The organism is Kibdelosporangium persicum, from assembly GCF_013280595.1.
GTDB lineage: Bacteria > Actinomycetota > Actinomycetes > Mycobacteriales > Pseudonocardiaceae > Kibdelosporangium > Kibdelosporangium persicum.
Genome location: NZ_JAAATY010000001.1, coordinates 680188 through 697958, shown reverse-complemented (window position 1 = coordinate 697958; position 17771 = coordinate 680188). Strand labels below are relative to the sequence as shown.

General features: G+C 67.5%; 18 protein-coding genes. 14 read left to right on the top strand and 4 right to left on the bottom strand.

The annotated features are described in order from the left end of the window. Position 1 precedes the first annotated feature (1 nt). The 4 genes from GC106_RS03210 to GC106_RS03195 all read left to right on the top strand — a co-directional run bounded on the left by GC106_RS03210 (position 2) and on the right by GC106_RS03195 (position 4077). Positions 2-511 carry a DUF742 domain-containing protein gene (locus GC106_RS03210; RefSeq protein ID WP_173124104.1) on the top strand — a complete coding sequence of 170 codons (510 nt, stop codon included), beginning with the start codon at positions 2-4 and terminating at the stop codon, positions 509-511. A gap of 28 nt (positions 512-539) precedes the next feature. Then, the gene (locus GC106_RS03205) at positions 540-1103 is read left to right on the top strand and encodes a GTP-binding protein (protein ID WP_173124102.1); all 564 of its coding nucleotides are present in this window, start codon (positions 540-542) and stop codon (positions 1101-1103) included. 64 nt (positions 1104-1167) lie between these two features. Continuing rightward, entirely contained in the window at positions 1168-2967 is a 1800-nt protein-coding gene (locus GC106_RS03200; protein WP_173124681.1) for a glycoside hydrolase family 5 protein, read from the top strand. A gap of 147 nt (positions 2968-3114) precedes the next feature. Then, a complete protein-coding gene (locus GC106_RS03195) occupies positions 3115-4077 on the top strand; it encodes an isoaspartyl peptidase/L-asparaginase family protein (protein WP_217279935.1) in 963 nt (320 codons plus the stop codon). A gap of 29 nt (positions 4078-4106) precedes the next feature. On the opposite strand, the gene GC106_RS03190 is transcribed toward GC106_RS03195, so the two are convergent. Next, complete coding sequence (locus GC106_RS03190) at positions 4107-5927, bottom strand: elongation factor G (RefSeq protein ID WP_173124098.1); 1821 nt, start codon at positions 5925-5927, stop codon at positions 4107-4109. 208 nt (positions 5928-6135) lie between these two features. On the opposite strand from GC106_RS03190, the gene GC106_RS03185 reads away from it, so the two are divergent. Together GC106_RS03185 and GC106_RS03180 are read left to right on the top strand one after the other, a co-directional pair. Next, positions 6136-7200 (top strand): HpcH/HpaI aldolase/citrate lyase family protein, encoded by a 1065-nt coding sequence (locus tag GC106_RS03185; protein WP_173124096.1) that lies wholly within the window; start codon positions 6136-6138, stop codon positions 7198-7200. A 13-nt stretch (positions 7201-7213) separates the two neighbouring features. Beyond that, positions 7214-8053 (top strand): HpcH/HpaI aldolase/citrate lyase family protein, encoded by an 840-nt coding sequence (locus GC106_RS03180; RefSeq protein WP_173124094.1) that lies wholly within the window; start codon positions 7214-7216, stop codon positions 8051-8053. Here GC106_RS03180 and GC106_RS03175 read toward each other — a convergent pair. Next, on the bottom strand, positions 8038-8616 hold the full coding sequence (locus GC106_RS03175; RefSeq protein ID WP_173124092.1) for a TetR/AcrR family transcriptional regulator: 579 nt from the start codon (positions 8614-8616) through the stop codon (positions 8038-8040). The genes GC106_RS03180 and GC106_RS03175 overlap by 16 nt on opposite strands. Before the next feature lie 80 nt (positions 8617-8696). Here GC106_RS03175 and GC106_RS03170 point away from each other — a divergent pair, with 80 nt between their 5' ends. Then, entirely contained in the window at positions 8697-9086 is a 390-nt protein-coding gene (locus GC106_RS03170) for a EutQ-related cupin domain-containing protein (protein WP_173124090.1), read from the top strand. Here GC106_RS03170 and GC106_RS03165 read toward each other — a convergent pair. Then, positions 9061-9705 (bottom strand): TetR/AcrR family transcriptional regulator, encoded by a 645-nt coding sequence (locus GC106_RS03165; protein WP_173124088.1) that lies wholly within the window; start codon positions 9703-9705, stop codon positions 9061-9063. The genes GC106_RS03170 and GC106_RS03165 overlap by 26 nt on opposite strands. Before the next feature lie 64 nt (positions 9706-9769). Between GC106_RS03165 and fabG the strand changes: the two genes are divergently transcribed. Both fabG and GC106_RS03155 read left to right on the top strand, forming a co-directional pair. Beyond that, positions 9770-10531 (top strand): 3-oxoacyl-ACP reductase FabG, encoded by a 762-nt coding sequence (gene fabG / locus GC106_RS03160; RefSeq protein ID WP_173124086.1) that lies wholly within the window; start codon positions 9770-9772, stop codon positions 10529-10531. A gap of 11 nt (positions 10532-10542) precedes the next feature. Further along, positions 10543-11703, top strand: a complete 1161-nt coding sequence (locus GC106_RS03155) for an acyl-CoA dehydrogenase family protein (protein ID WP_173124679.1) — start codon at positions 10543-10545, stop codon at positions 11701-11703. 52 nt (positions 11704-11755) lie between these two features. On the opposite strand, the gene kstR is transcribed toward GC106_RS03155, so the two are convergent. Next, complete coding sequence (gene kstR, locus GC106_RS03150; RefSeq protein ID WP_173124084.1) at positions 11756-12367, bottom strand: cholesterol catabolism transcriptional regulator KstR; 612 nt, start codon at positions 12365-12367, stop codon at positions 11756-11758. 116 nt (positions 12368-12483) lie between these two features. Here kstR and GC106_RS03145 point away from each other — a divergent pair, with 116 nt between their 5' ends. Genes GC106_RS03145 through GC106_RS03125 form a run of 5 tightly spaced genes read left to right on the top strand, consistent with a single transcriptional unit; the run spans position 12484 to position 17767 of the window. Continuing rightward, positions 12484-14463 (top strand): acyl-CoA dehydrogenase family protein, encoded by a 1980-nt coding sequence (locus tag GC106_RS03145; RefSeq protein ID WP_173124082.1) that lies wholly within the window; start codon positions 12484-12486, stop codon positions 14461-14463. 8 nt (positions 14464-14471) lie between these two features. After that, positions 14472-15434, top strand: coding sequence for an acyl-CoA dehydrogenase family protein (locus GC106_RS03140; RefSeq protein ID WP_173124080.1), 963 nt, complete (start codon positions 14472-14474; stop codon positions 15432-15434). Then, positions 15425-16537 carry an acyl-CoA dehydrogenase family protein gene (locus GC106_RS03135; RefSeq protein WP_173124078.1) on the top strand — a complete coding sequence of 371 codons (1113 nt, stop codon included), beginning with the start codon at positions 15425-15427 and terminating at the stop codon, positions 16535-16537. The genes GC106_RS03140 and GC106_RS03135 overlap by 10 nt, the downstream gene beginning before the upstream one ends. Continuing rightward, positions 16534-17406, top strand: coding sequence for a bifunctional MaoC family dehydratase N-terminal/OB-fold nucleic acid binding domain-containing protein (locus tag GC106_RS03130; protein ID WP_173124076.1), 873 nt, complete (start codon positions 16534-16536; stop codon positions 17404-17406). The genes GC106_RS03135 and GC106_RS03130 overlap by 4 nt, the downstream gene beginning before the upstream one ends. Continuing rightward, positions 17399-17767 carry a MaoC family dehydratase gene (locus GC106_RS03125; protein ID WP_173124074.1) on the top strand — a complete coding sequence of 123 codons (369 nt, stop codon included), beginning with the start codon at positions 17399-17401 and terminating at the stop codon, positions 17765-17767. Before GC106_RS03130 ends, GC106_RS03125 begins: the two co-directional genes overlap by 8 nt. Positions 17768-17771 lie beyond the last annotated feature (4 nt).

Below are 17771 nucleotides of genomic sequence, written 5' to 3'. Positions count from 1 at the left end.
CATGACGATCCACGAGGACGCGCCACCCAGTCCGACCTTCGCCGACGTCCTGAATGGACTGACGTTCGGCAGGCGGGCCGACGAGCAGGCCGAAGCCGAACCGGCGCCGGGACCGCGGCCCCGGCCGCCGGTCTGCCCGCCTCAACCGGTGCTGGTGGAGATGCCTGACGACGACCCGGCCATGGTCCGCCCGTACGCGATGACCGGCGGCCGCACCAAAGCGGACACCGACCTGCGGGTGGAGGCGCTGATCTCCACGAAGTTCGAGGGAATCGCCGACGACGGGCCACTGGAGATCGAGCACCAGGCGATCGCGCAGCTGTGCCGTACGCCCAAGTCGGTCGCGGAGGTCTCCGCCGAGCTCAACATGCCTTTGCAAGTAGCCAAGATCGTGCTCGGGGACATGGTCGCGACCGGGTTGGTGATCGTCCACCGGACGACCGGCCTGTCCGGCGGTTCGTCACATCTCGCGTTGATGGAAAGGGTTTTGGGTGGACTCCGCCGGCTATAGGACCGCGCAGCAAGCAGCCGGGCCGACGATGACGTCGGTGAAGATCGTGGTGGCCGGTGGTTTCGGGGCAGGCAAGACGACCTTTGTCGGCTCGGTCTCCGAGATCATGCCGTTGACCACCGAGGCGGTGATGACCGAGGCGAGCATCGGCATCGACGACCTCGAAGCGACCCCGGGCAAGGCGACGACGACGGTGGCGATGGACTTCGGCCGCGTGTCGCTCGACACCGACCTGATCCTCTACCTGTTCGGAACGCCCGGCCAGCAACGGTTCTGGTTCATGTGGGACGACCTGGTCCGCGGCGCGATCGGCGCGGTGGTGCTCGCCGACACCCGCAGGCTGGCCGACTCGTTCTCGCCGGTGGACTTCTTCGAGGAGCACGGCCTGCCGTACATCATCGGCCTGAACTGCTTCGACGGCGAACTGCTGCACCGGATCGAAGACGTGCGCGAGGCGCTGGCCATCGATCCCCGGGTGCCGATCGTCCGTTGTGACGCAAGGGATCGGGAGTCGACCAAGCAGACGCTGATCACCCTGGTGGAGTACTCGGTCGAACGCTGGATCGCCACCAACGGCGTGCCCGCGCATTGACCGGACCGCGACCGGGCCACTACCGTCCGATTATGTGAGGATCGTTCAGATTCTGGTCGCGGCGATGGTGGCCGGGCTTGTGGTGGTGCCTCAGGTGGCTGCGGCACCGCAGGCGGACTGGGTCGGGCCGCTGAGCACGCGTGGGCGGTACGTCGTCGACGCGCAAGGGCAGCGGTTCAAGCTCAAATCCGGCAACTGGCATGGCGCCAGCGGGACGTGGACCGGCTCCGGTGACGTCAACGATCCGGCGAACCACCACGCCGGGGAGAAGGCCGACCAGATGCCGCTCGGCCTCACCCGCACCTCGATGGACACGATCATCGACGGGTTCGCCGAACTGGGGTTGAACAGCATCCGGTTGCCGTTCTCCAACCAGATGATCCACGACACCACACCGGTCACCAGCCCGGTCGACCAGCACCTGCGTGGCCGGACTCCGTTGCAGGTCTACGACGCCGTGGTGCAACGGCTGACCGAGCGCGGGTTCGCGGTGATCCTGAACAACCACACCACCACGTCCCGGTGGTGCTGTGGTGTGGACGGCAACGAGCGCTGGAACACCAGCCAGACCGTGCAACAGTGGGAGAACGACTGGTTGTTCATGGCTCGCCGCTACGCCTCGAACAAGCGCGTGGTGGGCGTGGACCTGTACAACGAGGTCCGGCGGACCGTCTGGGACGACCCGAACTGGGGCTGGGGCAACCAACACGACTGGCAGCGCGCGAGCCAGTTGCTCGGCGACCGGATCCTGACCGAGGCCAGCAAGGATCTGCTGATCATCGTGGAGGGAATCAACTGGACCGGCATCCCGGTCGACGGTTTCCCGCACGGCAGGCCGACGCTCGAACCGGCGCGGAACCTGTCGCACACGTTGATCGACTCGGGGAAACTCGTCTATTCGGCGCACTTCTACGGCTACACCGGCCCGAACCACACCGGCGCGACCGGCGTCGGGGAGACCAGCGACCCGCGCTATCAGGACCTGAGTCCCGAACAGCTCAGGGAAGTGCTGTACCGGCAGGCGTTCTTCGTCGCCGCCGAGTCCGGCAAGCACTTCACGGCACCGGTGTGGATCAGTGAGTTCGGCGTGGGCGGCAGGGGCAACAACGATCCCAAGTCGCGCGCCTGGTTCGAAAGGTTCGTCGACTACCTCGTCGAAACCGATGCGGACTTCGCGTACTGGCCGCTTGTCGGCTTCCACACGAACAAGCAAGGCAACGGCTGGGGCCTGCTGCACTGGGACGCGGCGGGCAGGCGCATCGGCCTGCACGACGGTGACGACTGGCGTGCCGCGGCATGGAATCGCCTGGTCAACGCACCCGCGAAACCGGCGGTCAGTGCCAAGCGCTGGTCGATGCTCACGCTCGACCACGGCGATTTCCAGCAGTCGCGCACGGTCAGGAACGACTGGGATTCCGGTGCGCGGAAAGCCGTCTGCCCGGACGGCCAGTGGCTGATCGGGCTGAGCCACACCGGCAACCGAGGCCTCTGCACGGAATCGGCCGTCGCGACCGGGCACCAGGTGATCCGCGACGAGACCTATGTGGACATGGATTGGGCGAGCGGGTACACCAAACTCCAGTGCCCGGCCGATCATCACGTCGTCGGCTACAGCGTGCGTGGCGCGGCGGTCTCCTCGGTGCTGTGTGGGCGCTCGCCGCGAGCGCTGGGCAAGACGGGCCGGACGGTGTGGTTCGACCGTCAGGACAACCGGGCTTCGTCCGGCGGCGGGGAGTTCGCACACGGTCACTACAAGGGCCAATGTGCGGACGACGAGTACATCGCGGGCGTCGCGTACACCGGACGGATCGGGTCCAGCCGGACTCCCGACGCTTTGCTCTGCCGCCGGACAGTCACCTCGTGAGTCAATCGACGGGTACTTACCGTCGATCCACGCAAGAGGTGAACGATGAGATTCCTGCTGGCCTTGATCACGGCGGCCGGTCTGCTGCTGACCGTGCAGCAAAGCGGAGCCGCGTCACTTCCTTCTGAACCTGTTCACACTGGTCAAGTGGAAACCAACGGAGGACCCAGGCCCGATGCCCGCAACGTCGTCCTCGCGGTGCACGGCGGCGCGGGCAACGGGCTGATTCGCAAGGACACCCCGCCTGAGCTGGAGAAAGCCTATCGGGACGGGCTCGCTGCCGCGTTGCGCGCCGGGGAGCAGGTGCTCAGGAGCGGCGGATCGAGCGTGACGGCCGTCGAGGCGGCGGTGAAGGTTCTTGAGGACAACGAGTTGTTCAACGCGGGCAAGGGGGCGGTCTTCACCGAGGACGCCGGGCACGAGCTGGACGCGTCGATCATGCGCGGTTCCGACCTGGCCGCTGGTGCGGTCGCCGGTGTGCAGAGCGTCAAGAACCCGATCTCGGCGGCCAGGCTGGTCATGGAGAAGTCGCCGCACGTGTTGCTCGCCGGCGAGGGCGCGGACGATTTCGCGGCGCGCAACGGCCTGCCGACCGTGACCCAGGACTACTACTGGACGCAGCGGCGCTGGGACCAGTTGACGGCCGCGAAGGACCCGCAGGCCCCGAAGCAGGCCGAATACAGCACGGTCGGCGCGGTCGCGGTCGACCAGAAGCGGGACCTCGCCGCCGCGACGTCCACCGGCGGGCTGACGAACAAGATGATCGGCCGCGTCGGCGACTCGCCGGTCATCGGCGCGGGCACGTACGCCAAGAACGACACGGCCGCGGTCAGCGCGACGGGCCAGGGTGAGGTCTTCATCCGCGGCGCCGCGGCCAGCACGATCTCGAACATGATCGAGTTCGGCCGCCGGAGCCTGGCCGACGCCGCGTTCGACGTGATCGTCAAGCGCCTGCCTGCCCTTGGCGGCACGGGCGGCGTGATCGCCCTGGACCGCCAAGGGACGTTCGACGCGCCGCACAGCACGCCGGGCATGCTGCACGGCTACCTGACCGCCGACGGCAAGATCGTCACGAAGGTCTTCGTCGACGAAACCCCCGCCAACAGCTGAAAACCCCCTCGTGAGTGTTTATCCGTGTTCTAACCCTGATAACCACTCACGAGGGGTGACCAGCGGTGGAAGGTGCGGTCGAGGAGGACGCCTTCGCCGCGGGTCAGGGACGGCAGCAGGCGTTCCAGCTCGTGCACCCGTGCCGCGGGGATGTCGCCCTCCAGCAGGAGGGACGAGTTGCGTGGTGTGGAACTGAGCGGGAACGCCCGCAGCCGGACGAGCACGGGCTGGACGACGCTGAGCGTGTCGCCGGGGATTTCCAGCCGATAACGGTCCATCGGCTCGTGCACCACGGTTCCGGCCTGTTCGAGCGCGTTCGTCAGGACCAGGGCCGTCAGGTTCCGGAAGTCCCCGGCGGTGCTGGACATCGACTTGTCGAACGTGCCGTGCGCATGGCTTTGCCTTGCCCAGTAACCGGAATGCGTCATCGTGACCACACAGTCGGTGACCTCCCGGCCATGCGGACCGTGTCGCAGCGTCCTGTGCACGCTTTCCTCGACGGCGTTGAAGAACGCCGACGGCATCGAGCCGAGCTCGACCTCCAGCCGGAAGGTCACTCCGTTGCCGGGCTCGACCCTGAGTCCGACCGTTGCCAGGTAAGGGTTGTCGCCCTCGTTGATGATCTCGACGGCCGCACCGGTCCCGGACACGCGTTCGATGCAGATCGGTGTGGTCTCCTTGAAGGACACGGCGATGCCGTAGTCGTTCAGCAGCGTCGCCTGGATGACTTCCTTCTGTACCTCACCGTACAAACAGATCACGCCGTCCTGCCGCAGGTTGATCAACGGATCCTGTTCGGCCAGCTGGGTGAGTGCGGTGTACAGCGCTCCTCGTTGTGACGGATCATCCGGGAGGACAACGGTTTCCAGTGTCGGCGGGGAGAAGTGGTTCCCGAGGGCCGGTGCGGCCCGGCCTATCCGGTCGCCGATCCGGATCTCGCCGAGTCCCCAGAGCTTGCCGATCTGGCCCGCGGAGACCTCCTGCCGCCGGACGGCCGGGCCACGGTCGAACACGCTGATCGCGGTGACTTTGCCTTCCTTGTCGCCGAAGCGCACCTTGTCCCGGACCCGTAGTGTTCCCTCGAACATCCGGACGTACGCGATCTTCTCGCCGCCCTGCCCGCGTTCCACTTTGAACACCAGCCCGGACCCCGGTCCCTCGGCGCAGCCCGGTGCCGACGGCAGGAACTCGGTGAGCGAGGCCATCAACTCCGGCACGCCGGCGCCGGTGGTCGCCGAGCCGAAGAAGACCGGGTGGACCCGCGCGTGTCTCGTGTGGCCGACCAGGGATGCGTGGAGCCGGTCCCTGGTCAGTGAACCGTCGACGTAGGCGGCGAGTACGGAATCGTCCAGTGTGGACAAGATGTCCGTGGGATCGGCGTCCACCGGGACGATGGCCGGAGTCAGCCGCTCGGTGATCTCCCGCAGCAGGCTGCCGCGTCGCGCGCCCATGCGGTCGATCTTGTTGACGAAGACGATCGTGGGAATGGCCAGGCGTCGCAACGCCCGCATCAGCACACGGGTCTGCGCCTGCACACCTTCCACCGCGGAGATGACCAGGACGGCGCCGTCGAGCACGCTCAGCGAACGCTCGACCTCGGCGATGAAGTCCGGGTGCCCGGGTGTGTCGATCAGGTTGACCGTGACGTCGCCGACGACGAACGACACCACGGCGGATTTGATGGTGATCCCGCGTTGGCGTTCCAACGCCATGGAGTCGGTCTGCGTGTTGCCGTCGTCCACGCTGCCGGCTTCGTCGATCACGCCGCCGAGCTGTAGCAAGCGCTCGGTCAGGCTGGTCTTACCGGCGTCGACGTGCGCGAGGATTCCGAGGTTGATCGTGCGTGCCAAGCTTCATGTCCTTGGGAGAGGGATGGGTTCCTGTCTGGGTGGACATGGCAGCGAGTCGCACTGGTGCTCTCCTCGGGTCGGGACAATCGGTTCCCGCAGTGCAGCAGAGCCCGCTCACCCGCGGCAACCGAATTGTGTGACGCGAGTCGCGGGCAGAGCCCCGCCGTGCGGGTTACCCTCCGGTAAACCCCAGGACAGGGAGGTCACGATGCGTTCGCCGAAGGACTTCTTCCGGCCGTTGGCGCTCGGCGCGCCGCAGCCGGTGCGGGAGATCCCGTTCCGCCCTTCGCGTGCGCTGCACTTCTTCGACCCGGGCAACCCCAGGATGGCCGCGAAGGTGCCCGACCTGGCCAAGCAGGTCGACGTGCTGGTCGGCAACCTGGAGGACGCGATCCCGGCCGACCGCAAGGAGGCCGCCCGCGAGGGCCTGGCCGAGATCGGCAAGAACACCGACTTCGGTGACGCGCAGCTGTGGACCAGGATGAACAGCCTGGACTCGCCGTGGGCGCTGGACGACCTGCTCACCCTCGTCCCCGCGATCGGGGACAAGCTGGACGTGGTGATCGTGCCCAAGGTCGAGGGCGCGCAGGACATCCACTACGTCGACCGGCTGCTGGCCCAGCTGGAGGCCAAGGCCGGGCTGCGGCGCCCGATCCTGGTGCACGCCATCCTGGAGACCGCGACCGGTGTGGCCAATGTGGAGCAGATCGCCGGCGCCTCGCCGCGGATGCAGGGCATTTCGCTCGGCCCGGCGGACCTCGCGGCCAGCAGGCGGATGAAGACGACCCGTGTCGGCGGCGGCCACCCCGGCTACCTGGTGCGGACCGACCCGGTCGGTGACGACATCACGGCCGGGAGGCAGACGTTCCAGCAGGACCTGTGGCACTACACGGTGGCACGAATGGTCGACGCGTGTGCCGCGCACGGGATTCTGCCGTACTACGGGCCCTTCGGCGACATCCGGGACACGGTCGGCTGCGAGGACCAGTTCCGCAACGCGTTCCTGCTGGGCTGTGTGGGCGCGTGGAGTCTGCATCCGGCGCAGATCGCGATCGCCAAGAAGGTCTTCTCGCCGTCACCGGAGGACGTGGCCTGGGCACGCCGCGTGATCCGGGAGATGGGCGACGGCACCGGAACGGTCATGATCGACGGCAAGATGCAGGACGACGCGACGGTGAAGCAGTGCCGCGTGGTCGCTGAGCTGGCCGACCAGCTCGCCGCCCGTGACCCCGAGCTCGCCGAGGCCTACGCTGCTTCCGAGCGTCAGCACTGAGAAGGACTGAGTCATGCGTCGATCCGTGCTCTACATGCCCGGCGCGAACGAGCGTGCGCTGGAGAAGGCCAAGACCCTGCCCGCGGACGCGGTGATTCTCGACCTGGAGGACGCGGTCCACCCGGACTCCAAAGTGGAGGCTCGCAAACGGGTCTGCGAGGCCGCCGCGTCCGGTGAGTACGGCAACCGTGAGATCACCATCCGGGTCAACGGTTTCGGCACCCAGTGGCACCCTGACGACCTGCGGGCCGCCGCGGAGGCCGGGCCGGACGCGGTTGTCGTGCCCAAGGTCAACTCGGCCGCCGAGGTGCACGCGATCGAGCGTGTGCTGGAAGCGGGCGGGGCGCCGGACAAGACCACGATCTGGGCGATGGTCGAGACCCCGATCGCGATGTTGCACGCGTACGACATCGCCAACGCCAGCGATCGGCTGTCAGTGCTGGTGATGGGCACCAACGACCTGGCCAAGGAGTTGCGCGCCGATCACGTGCCCGGCCGCGCGCCACTGCGGACCGCGTTGTCGCTGTGCCTGCTCGCCGCTCGTGCGGCGGGCAAGGAGATCCTCGACGGCGTCTACAACGACGTGCGGGATCTCGCCGGGTTCGAGGCGGAGTGCTTGCAGGGCAAGCAGTTCGGCTTCGACGGCAAGACGTTGATCCACCCGGGGCAGATCGAGCCGTGCAACCGGATCTTCTCGCCCACCGAGGAGGAGATCGAGTACTCCCGCCGGGTGATCGAGGCGTTCGAGCAGGCAGGCCGTGGTGTGGTCACCGTGGACGGCCGGATGGTCGAGAACATGCACGTGGACAACGCACGCCGGATTCTCGCGATCGCGGATCAACTGAGCAGCTGATCGAACCCGGCTTTGATCCGTTCGACGGTCATGCCGTTCTCACGCTGGTGGACGTACTGCGCCGCGGCCAGCGGTGCGAGCAGCGCGTCCGCGCGGAAATCCGCGTCGACGCCCGCGTCCGGCTCGGCTTCGGCGATGAGCATGGCCAGGTGGCTGTGGTGCAGGCGGTAGGCGCCGGTGGTGAACCGTGCCATCGGCGTCTCGGTCTCCGCGACCATCAGCAGCTTTCCCTGTGTTTCCAGGCGGTCCACGAACGCGTGCACGAACGCGCGGATCCGCTCCCTGGCGGGCGCGCCCGGCCCGAGCGGCGGCGGGCCGCTGATGAACGCCTGCTGGAACTCGCGTTCCCGGTCGTCCAGTAGTGCCTGCGCCAACGCGCCTCGGTCCGGGTAGCGCCGGTAGACCGTGCCCACGCCGACTCCTGCCTCGGCGGCGACCGCGTCGAGCGCCAGGCTCTCCACTCCGCGCGCCGCGACGAGTTTCGCGGCGGCGCGGAGGATCTTCTGCCGGTTGCGCGCCGCGTCGGCCCGCTCGACCGGCTCGGACCCGGAGATCGGAAGCACGGGGGCAGCGTACCCACTGGACAAGTGGAAAAAATTCCAGTTAACTAAGTGGAAGAAGTTCCACTTAGACGGAGGTTGGTATGACCGTGCAGAAGTTCGCCATCGACGCCGCGCAGAACTGGTTTCAGCGCCTTGACCAGCAGATCTTCCTGGCAGACGTCCTCGACCAGGGCAGCGGCACGGCGATGAGCGTCGGTTTCGCGCGGTACGGCAAGGGCGAGAGAAACCCGTGGAAGATGAGCTACGACGAAGCTTTGATCATCACCAAGGGCAGGTTCACCGTCGAGGGGCCGGACGGTCCCGTGTCCGCCAACGCGGGCGAGGTGATCTACCTGCGCGCCGGAACAGAGCTGGTGTACTCAGCCGATGAGGACGCGGAGCTGGTTTACGTGACCTATCCGCATTGGCTTGCGGCGACTGAGAAGTCCGCCGAAGCCGACCGGCTCACGGAGTGGCGTCCTGCGTCCTGAGAGATTCGTACCGCAGGCAAAGGCCTTGCAGGAACGAGTCGAGCGCCAGTTCGAACGAACCTTCGTCGATCTCGTCGGCGTGCTCGGCCAGCCGGTGTGCCTGGCTGAGGTTGGGGTAGCGGTCGTTGTAGACGCGGGCGTCGTCCTCGAAGCCGCGGGAGAAGGAACCGATGGCCGCGCCCAGCACCAGGTACTTGGTCGACGCGCCGATCATCGTGGCGATCTTCGGCGGCCAGCCCGCACGGACCAGGCCGCCGTGGATCGCGTCCGCGGCGCGCAGTGCCGAGTCGCGGCGGGCCGGTCCGCCGGCGAGGAACGGGACGATGTTGGGGTGCGCGGCCAGTGCGGCCCGATATGACCTTGCCCACGTGCGGACGCCGGTCTGCCAGTCGGACCTCTCGAAGTCGCTCACGTCGACGGCCGACATGATCTCGTCGCACACCTCGTCGAGCAGTGCGTCCTTGGTCGGGAAATGGCTGTACAGCGAGGGCGCCTGCACGCCGAGCTCGGCGGCGAGCCTGCGCATCGACAGACCCGGCAGGCCGTCGCGGTCGATGATCTCCAGCGCGGCGGCCTTGATGCGATCCCGGCTCAGGATCGGCGTGCTCGGCCGTGGCATCGGCGTCCCTCCAGAGTTATGCTCCCAGTATACCTAACGCTGTACGGTTTACGGAGGCTTCGACATGGCGGCACTGGACGGACGCGTAGCCCTGGTCACCGGGGCTGCCCGTGGAATCGGCGCGGCGGTCGCCGGGCGGCTCGCGGCGGATGGTGCCGCCGTGGTCGTCCTCGACCTCGACGAGGCGGCGGGCAAGGCGACCGTCGACGCGATCGAGGCCGCCGGCGGCCGGGCGATCGCGGTCGGTGCGGACGTCACCAACGCCGAGCAGGTCACCGCGGCGGCCGACCGGGCGGCGCAGGAGTTCGGCTCGCTCGACATCCTGGTCAACAACGCCGGCGTCACCAAGGACAACCTGCTGTTCAAGATGACCGAGCAGGACTGGGACACGGTCATCGGGGTACACCTCAAAGGTGCCTTCCTGGCGAGCAAGGCGGCACAGAAGCACATGGTCGCCCAGAAGTACGGCAAGATCGTGAACCTGTCCAGCGTCTCCGCGCTCGGCAACCGCGGTCAGGCCAACTACTCCGCGGCCAAGATGGGCCTGCAGGGCTTCACCCGCACGCTCGCGATCGAGCTCGGTCCGTTCGGCATCAACGTCAACGCGGTCGCGCCGGGCTTCATCGTCACCGAGATGACGGCGGCGACGGCCGAGCGTCTCGGCATCACGCCGGACGAACTGGCCGCGCGCAGTGCCGAGATCACCCCGGTGCGCCGGGTCGGGCAGCCCGCCGACATCGCCGGCACCATCGCGTTCCTCGTCAGCGACGAATCATCCTTCATCACCGGCCAGACCATCTACGTCGACGGCGGCCGCAGGCTCTAGGAGACATCATGGTGGACTTCTCCCTCACCGAAGAGCAGCGCGAGGTCCGCGACTGGGTGCGGACGTTCGTGCGCAAGGAGATCATGCCGCTCGAGCCGGAGGTGCTGCGCCGGGAACGCTCCGGCAGGCCCGGGATCGAGCGGTCCGAGCTGCGTGAACTGCAGTTGAAGGCCAAGGAGTCCGGCTTCTGGGGCGTGCTCACGCCCGAGGAGTACGGCGGCATGAACCTCGGCGCGGTGATGGCGGCACTGCTGGAGGCGGAACTGGGCCGTTCCTTCGTGCCGTTCCGGTTCGGCGGCTGGGCGGACAACATCCTGTTCTACGCCAACGACGAACAGAAGGAGACGTACCTCAAGCCGACCATCGCGGGCGAACGCAGGTCCTGCTTCGCGATCACCGAGCCCGGCGCGGGCTCGGACGCACGGGCGATCCGCGCGACGGCCCGGCGGGACGGCGACGACTGGATCATCAACGGCGAGAAGACGTTCATCACCGGCGGCAACGAAGCCGACTTCACCATGGTCTTCGCCGTGACGGACAAGGAAAAGGGTGCCGTCACGTGTTTCCTGGCCGACCGTGAGATGGGCTGGAAGTCGCAGCCGATCGAGACGATGGGCGAATGGGGCCCGGCCGCGCTGACGTTCGACAACGTCCGGGTGCCGCACCGCAACATCCTCGGCGAGGAAGGGCGTGGCTTCGAGCTGGCCATGCGCTGGATCGGCCAGGGCCGGTACCTGTTACCCGCCAGGGCGATCGGCGCGTGTGAACGTCTGCTGGAGATGGGCATCGACTACGCGCGCACCCGGGAGACGTTCGGTCTGCCGATCGGCGAACGCCAGGCGATCCAGTGGATGATCGCCGACTCCGCGGTGGAGATCGAGGCACTGCGGTGGCTCGTGCTGAGCGCGGCGTGGCAGGTCGACCAGAAGATGGACTCGCGCCAGGCCCAGTCGATGGCCAAGCTTTACGGTGGCGTCAAAGCGAACGAGATCGTCGACCGGGTTCTGCAGATCCACGGCGGCATGGGGTACACGCGCGAACTGCCGGTCGAGCGTTGGTACCGGGAACTGCGCCTGCTGCGGATCTACGAGGGCACGGACGAGATCCAGCGCCGCACGATCGCCCGGAACCTGTTGAAGGGCCACGCCTCCGTCCGCGGCGCCCTGGCCTGAAACCCCCTCGTGAGTGTTTATCAGGGTTAGAACCCCGATAAACACTCACGAGTCATTTCTTGAGCAGCAGGCGGACGGTCAGCTCGAGACGGGTCGCGACGTCGGTGGCCGAGGCCCGCCGGGTCACCCAGGCGACCAGATTGGACAGCCACACGTCACCGACGACGCGGGCGATCGCCTTGTCCTCGTCGGTGGGTTCGCCTTCGTGCATGGCACGGGTGAACATGCGCTCCATCAGTTTGCCGACGTGGTCGACCTCCGCGGCCGCCGACGTGTCCGCGAACATGAACGCCCGCGTCATCGCCTCGGTCAGGTGGGGTTCGCGTTGCATCGCGCGGGTCACCCGGCCGAGCACGAACAGGACCCGGTCGTACTGGGTCTCGCCGGGGACCGTGCCCTTCTCGATGCGTTCCTGGTTGCGTTCGAACTCACGGGCCAGCCCGGAGACGAGCAGGTGGATCTTGGAAGGGAAGTAGCGGTACAGCGTGCCGAGGGCGACCTCGGCCCGTTCGGCGACGGCTCGCATCTGGACCGCGTCGTAGCCACCCTTGGTGGCCAGCGCGATGGTCGCGTCCAGGATGCGCTTGCGCCGGTCGCGCTGCGCGGCCGAGCCGAGCTCGTCGTCGCCGAGGGCGCTGATGGCACCGGATGGCGTGGCTGTCATCGATGGTCCCCTTGCTGAAACCTGTTCCACTTCGCGTCGTAGTGTACCTGGCGCCGGTCAATCGTACTCACTCGCAGGGTTGAGTTCAGAACTGAAACACGTTCTATAATGACGGAGTGTCTACCACCGACGAGCAGCGGGCCATCGGCGACTCCATCACCCGATGGGCCGCCGGTGCGGGCATCCTGCCGACGGTACGACAGGCCGAGGGGGCCAAGCACTGGCGTGAACACTGGGCGGACCTGGCGCATTTCGGGCTGTTCGAAATGGTCGAGGGCCCGGTCGCCGACGTCGCCGTAGCCCTTGAGCACGCCGCGAGGGCCCTTGTGCCCGGTCCTGTGTTGCCGACAGTGCTCACCGGTTTGCTGCTGGCACGTGCGAAGGACTCTCGCGTTTCCCGGGAGTTCCTGCCCGGGCTGACCGAGGGAGGCGTGCCGGTCGCGGTTGGACTCCGGCCCGGGGCGCCGCTGATCGGTCACGCACCGTATCTGCTGACCCGCGTGGACGGTGTCTGGACGCTCGCCGAAGCGGAGCTCACCGAGCGGGACGCGCTTGACTTCTCCCGGCCGCTGTCCGAAGTGAGGGAAGTGAAAGCGGGCCTGCCGCTGACCGTGGACGGCGTCGAGGACCTTGCGGTCACGTTGGCGGCGGCGGAAGCGGTCGGAGTCGCGGGCTGGTGCCTGCGGACTGCCGTCGAGTACGCGAAGGTCCGCGAACAGTTCGGCAAGCCCATCGGCTCGTTCCAAGCGGTGAAACACCTGTGTGCGGGCATGTTGTGCCGTGTCGAGCAGGCACGAGCGGCTGCGTGGGACGCCGCGAGGGCAGCGGACGAAGCCCCCGGCGAACACCCGCTCGCCGCGGCGGTCGCGGGCGCGGTGGCGTTGGAAGCCGCGGTCGAGACAGCGAAAGACTGCATCCAGGTGCTCGGCGGCATCGGCTTCACGTGGGAACACGACGCCCACCTCTACCTTCGCCGGGCACTGGCCCTCCGGGCCCTGTTCGGCGGCACGTCCCACTGGCGGCGGGAAGTCGCCGGACTGGCGCGCACCGGTGCCCGGCGTCAGGTTCGTGCCGTGTCCGAACCGGACAGTCGAACCCGTGGGCTGGTGGACGAAGTCGCGCGGCTGCCGGAAGACCAGCGCCGGGTGAAGCTGGCGGAAACCGGCCTGCTGGTCCCGGAATGGCCGAAGCCGTACGGCCTTGACGCGTCCCCCGGGCAACAACAGATGATCGCGGACGAGCTTCGCCGCCGAGGCGTGACCCGGCCGGATCTGGTGATCGGCGCGTGGGCGGCGCCGACGGTTCTCCAGCACGGCACGGACGAACAGCGGGAACGCTTCGTCTGGCCGACACTGCGTGGCGAGATCGTCTGGTGCCAGCTGTTCAGCGAGCCTGAGGCGGGGTCGGATCTGGCGTCGCTCAGGACCCGCGCGGTCCGGGAACCAGGCGGATACCGGCTGCACGGCCAGAAAGTGTGGACCTCGCGCGCGACCGAGGCGGACTGGGCGATCTGCCTCGCCCGGACCGACCCCGATGTGCCGAAACACCAAGGCATCACGTACTTCCTGGTGGACATGCGGTCCGACGGGCTGACCATCCGGCCGTTGCGGGAGATCACCGGCGACGCCATGTTCAACGAGGTCTTTCTGGACGGCGTTTTCGTGCCGGACGACTGCGTGGTCGGCCGTCCCGGCGACGGCTGGAAGCTGGCCCGCACAACGCTGGCGAACGAGCGGGTCGCGATGGGCGGCGCGTCGTCCTTCGGCGCGGAAGTCGACAAGCTCCTGGAAACGGCGGAAACCCGAGGTGCTGATCCGGACAAACTCGGCGGACTGGTCGCGGGTGGTCTGGTCGTCTCTCTGATGGACCAGTTCGGCACCGATCCCAGCGTCCGCAAACTGGTCGGCGTCCGGCACCGGCAGGCGGTCGCGGAAGCCACTCTCGACCTGTACGGCGCCGACGGCGCGCTGGCCGACGTGGCCGCCGAAGCCATCCACGCCTTCCTGATGACCCGGTGCCTGAGCATCGCCGGTGGCACCACGCAGATCCTGTCGACTCTTGCCGCGGAACGAGTTCTCGGCCTGCCGAGGACCTAGGAGGTGGCGTGGACTTCACGTTCGACGACACACAACGGGAGATCGCCGGCCTGACCGCGGCAGTGCTGCGCCGTGACCCCGACCAGGCATGGAAAGCGCTGGGGCAAGCCGGCCTGCTGACCCTCTCCATCCCGGAACGTCTTGGTGGCGACGGTCTTGGCGTGATCGAGGCCTGTGTCGTGCTCAAGGAGGTCGGCCGGGCCGGAGTGGTCACCCCGGCGATGGCGACCCTGGCGATGGGCGTGCTGCCGATCGTCCACATGGGAACGGAGGAACAACAGGACCGTCTCCTGGCCGAGCCGGGAGTGATCACGGCAGCACTCGACGGCAACGCGCAGGCTCACGGCGGCGTCATCACCGGAACCATGAAACACGTTCCGTACGCCGGGGAAGCGACGACACTGCTTGTGGCCGCCGGGAACGACGTGTACATCGTGGACCCGGACGACGTCACCACGACCCGGACCTACACATCGAGCGGATCTCCTGAGTACACGGTGGAACTGACCGGCGTACGAGGCGAACGGCTTGGCGAAGCGCCGACCCTGCAAGCGCTTGCGCTCGCCGGTGCTGTGGCCGTCGGCGACGGGCTGCTGGCCGGCGCGCTCGACCTCACCTCGGAACACGTCAGGACACGCGAGCAGTTCGGCAAGCCGCTGGCGACGTTCCAGGCGGTGGCGCAACAGATCGCGGACGTGTACGTGGCGGCACGAACCCTGCACCTGGCTGCCTGGTCGGCGATCTGGCGCGTGCACACGGGCCGTGCCGCCGGAAGCGCGATCGACGTGGCCGCCTACTGGCTCGCCGGGGAACTTCCCCAGGCCATGCATACCTGTCACCACCTGCACGGCGGGATCGGCGTCGACATCACCTATCCGATGCACCGCTATTACTCGCTGGCCAAGGACCTCGTCCGGTTCGTCGGCGGGGCGGAGCATCGGCTCGACCTGTTGGGGGCGCGGTGTTCGTAGACCTGACCGACGAGCAGCAAGCCTTGCGGGACAAGCTGCGTGCGTACTTCAAGACCCTGTTGACACCCGAACAACGCGAAGAGATGCTGACCGACCGGCACGGCACGGTCTACCGGGATCTGGTGCGCAGGCTGGGCTCCGACGGGTGGTTCCGCGACACGACCGAGGTGGAGCGGCAGATCTTCGTCAACGAGGCCGCACGGGCCGACGTCCCGCTGCCGTACGTGACACTGCAGACCGTCGGGCCCACCTTGAAAACCTTCGGTTCAGCGGCCCAGAAAGAGTACTTCCTGCCGCGGATCGAAGCGGGGGAAGTGCATTTCGCGATCGGGTACACCGAGCCGGAGGCAGGCACGGACCTGGCCTCGTTGCGGACAACGGCAGTGCGGGACGGCGCGGACTACGTGGTCAACGGCCAGAAGATCTTCACCACCGGCGCGCACGACGCCGACTACGTCTGGCTGGCCTGCCGGACCGATCCGCAAGCGCCACGCCACAAGGGTATCTCGATCCTGATCCTGGACACCAAGTCCCCGGGTTACTCGTGGACACCGATCATCACCTGCGACGGCGCCCACCACGTGAACGCCACCTACTACAGCGATGTCCGCGTCCCGGCCGACATGCTGGTGGGCGAGGAGAACGGCGGCTGGAAGCTGATCACGACCCAGCTCAACCACGAACGGATCATGCTCGGCCCGGCCGGGCGGCTCGCCGGGCTCCGCGACCGCGTGCACGAGTGGGCTGCCAGGAGAAATCTGCTGGACAGGCCCGACGTGCGACGGGCGTTCGCGGAGACCTACGCGACCATCCAGGTCAACGAGCTGCTCAACGGCCAGGTGGCATCGTCTGAACTGGACGTGGCGGACGCGTCGGCGACGAAGGTCTTCTCGTCCGACCGGGTTCAGCGCGTCGGCAGGCTGATGGAGGAGATCGTCGCCCGTCACGGCGATCCCGCCGATCCGGAGACCGCCGGACTCGTGAAGTGGCTGGACGTCCAGGCGAAACGCAACCTGGTCCTGACGTTCGGCGGTGGCGTGAACGAGATCCAGCGCGAACTGATCGCCATGGCCGGACTCGGGTTGCCGAGGGTGATCCGATGAACTCCATCGAGGCCGAGGCCGGGCGGCTCAAGGCGCTGGGCGAGAGCGAACCCCGGCTCGCCAGGGATCCCGTCAACGAACCGATGATCAACAACTGGGTGGAGGCGCTGGGCGACCGCAACCCGGCCTACCCGAAGTTCGCCCCGCCCGCGATGGTCCAGGTCTGGACGATGTACGGCCTCAACGGCGTCCGTGACGCCGACGACCCGCTCGGGGCGATGTCGAAGGTGCTCGACGCCGCCGGATTCACGTCGGTCGTGGCGACGAACTGTGAGCAGACCTATCACCGGTACCTGCGACCGGGTGAACAGCTCGCGGTCACCACGAGATTGTCCGATGTGGTCGGTCCTAAGCGGACAGCTTTGGGCGAGGGCTGGTTCGTGACCACGGTGAGCACCTGGTACGTGGACGACGAGCCGGTGGCCGAGATGATGTTCCGCGTCCTGAAGTTCAGGCCGCCGGAGCCGTCCGGATCGGTGCTCAGGCCACTGGTCAACCAGGACACCGAGTTCTTCTGGCAGGGCACGGCCAAGCGGGAACTGCGGATCCAGCGCTGCCCGGACTGCCGTCGGCTCAGACATCCACCAGGACCGTTCTGCCCGGTCTGCGGCAGCGCCACACCGGAGTACGTGCTGGCCTCCGGTCGCGGATCAATCTTCAGTTACGTGGTGCACCACCACCCGCCGATACCGGGCAAGCGTCTGCCTGTCGTGATCGCGCTGGTCGAACTCGAGGAAGGCGTACGGATGCTGGGGGAGTTGCCCGACGTCCCACCGGACGAGGTGTGGATCGGTCAGGAGGTCGTCGTCGACTGGTCGCGAGTGGACAGTGAACTGACGCTTCCGGTCTGGCGGGCGCGACATGACTGAGCTGCCCGAGCTGAAGATCCACACGACCACGACGTTCGTGGTCAGCACCGCGCTGGCGACCCGCGACTTCCAGGACGTGCACCACGACAGGGACGCGGCCGTGGCGCGCGGCTCCCAGGACATCTTCCTCAACATCCTCACCACGACAGGCCTGGTCCAGCGGTTCGTCACGGACTGGGCGGGCCCTGAAGCCCTGGTGCGCAACATCTCCATCCGGCTCGGCGTGCCGTGTTACGCCGGGGACACGTTGGTCTTCTCCGGCACGGCGAAACGGGATGGCAAGGACACCGTGGTCGACGTGGTCGGCAAGTGCTCACTCGGTGATCACGTAACCGGGACGGTACGGGTGGCAGGCACATGAAAAC

Coding starts and splice junctions, on each gene's coding strand:
- GC106_RS03210 (WP_173124104.1), top strand. CDS start 2: ATGACGATCCACGAGGACGCGCCACCCAGTCCGACCTTCGCCGACGTC.
- GC106_RS03205 (WP_173124102.1), top strand. CDS start 540: ATGACGTCGGTGAAGATCGTGGTGGCCGGTGGTTTCGGGGCAGGCAAG.
- GC106_RS03200 (WP_173124681.1), top strand. CDS start 1,168: ATGGTGGCCGGGCTTGTGGTGGTGCCTCAGGTGGCTGCGGCACCGCAG.
- GC106_RS03185 (WP_173124096.1), top strand. CDS start 6,136: ATGCGTTCGCCGAAGGACTTCTTCCGGCCGTTGGCGCTCGGCGCGCCG.
- GC106_RS03180 (WP_173124094.1), top strand. CDS start 7,214: ATGCGTCGATCCGTGCTCTACATGCCCGGCGCGAACGAGCGTGCGCTG.
- GC106_RS03170 (WP_173124090.1), top strand. CDS start 8,697: ATGACCGTGCAGAAGTTCGCCATCGACGCCGCGCAGAACTGGTTTCAG.
- GC106_RS03165 (WP_173124088.1), bottom strand. CDS start 9,705: ATGCCACGGCCGAGCACGCCGATCCTGAGCCGGGATCGCATCAAGGCC.
- fabG (WP_173124086.1), top strand. CDS start 9,770: ATGGCGGCACTGGACGGACGCGTAGCCCTGGTCACCGGGGCTGCCCGT.
- kstR (WP_173124084.1), bottom strand. CDS start 12,367: ATGACAGCCACGCCATCCGGTGCCATCAGCGCCCTCGGCGACGACGAG.
- GC106_RS03130 (WP_173124076.1), top strand. CDS start 16,534: ATGAACTCCATCGAGGCCGAGGCCGGGCGGCTCAAGGCGCTGGGCGAG.
- GC106_RS03125 (WP_173124074.1), top strand. CDS start 17,399: ATGACTGAGCTGCCCGAGCTGAAGATCCACACGACCACGACGTTCGTG.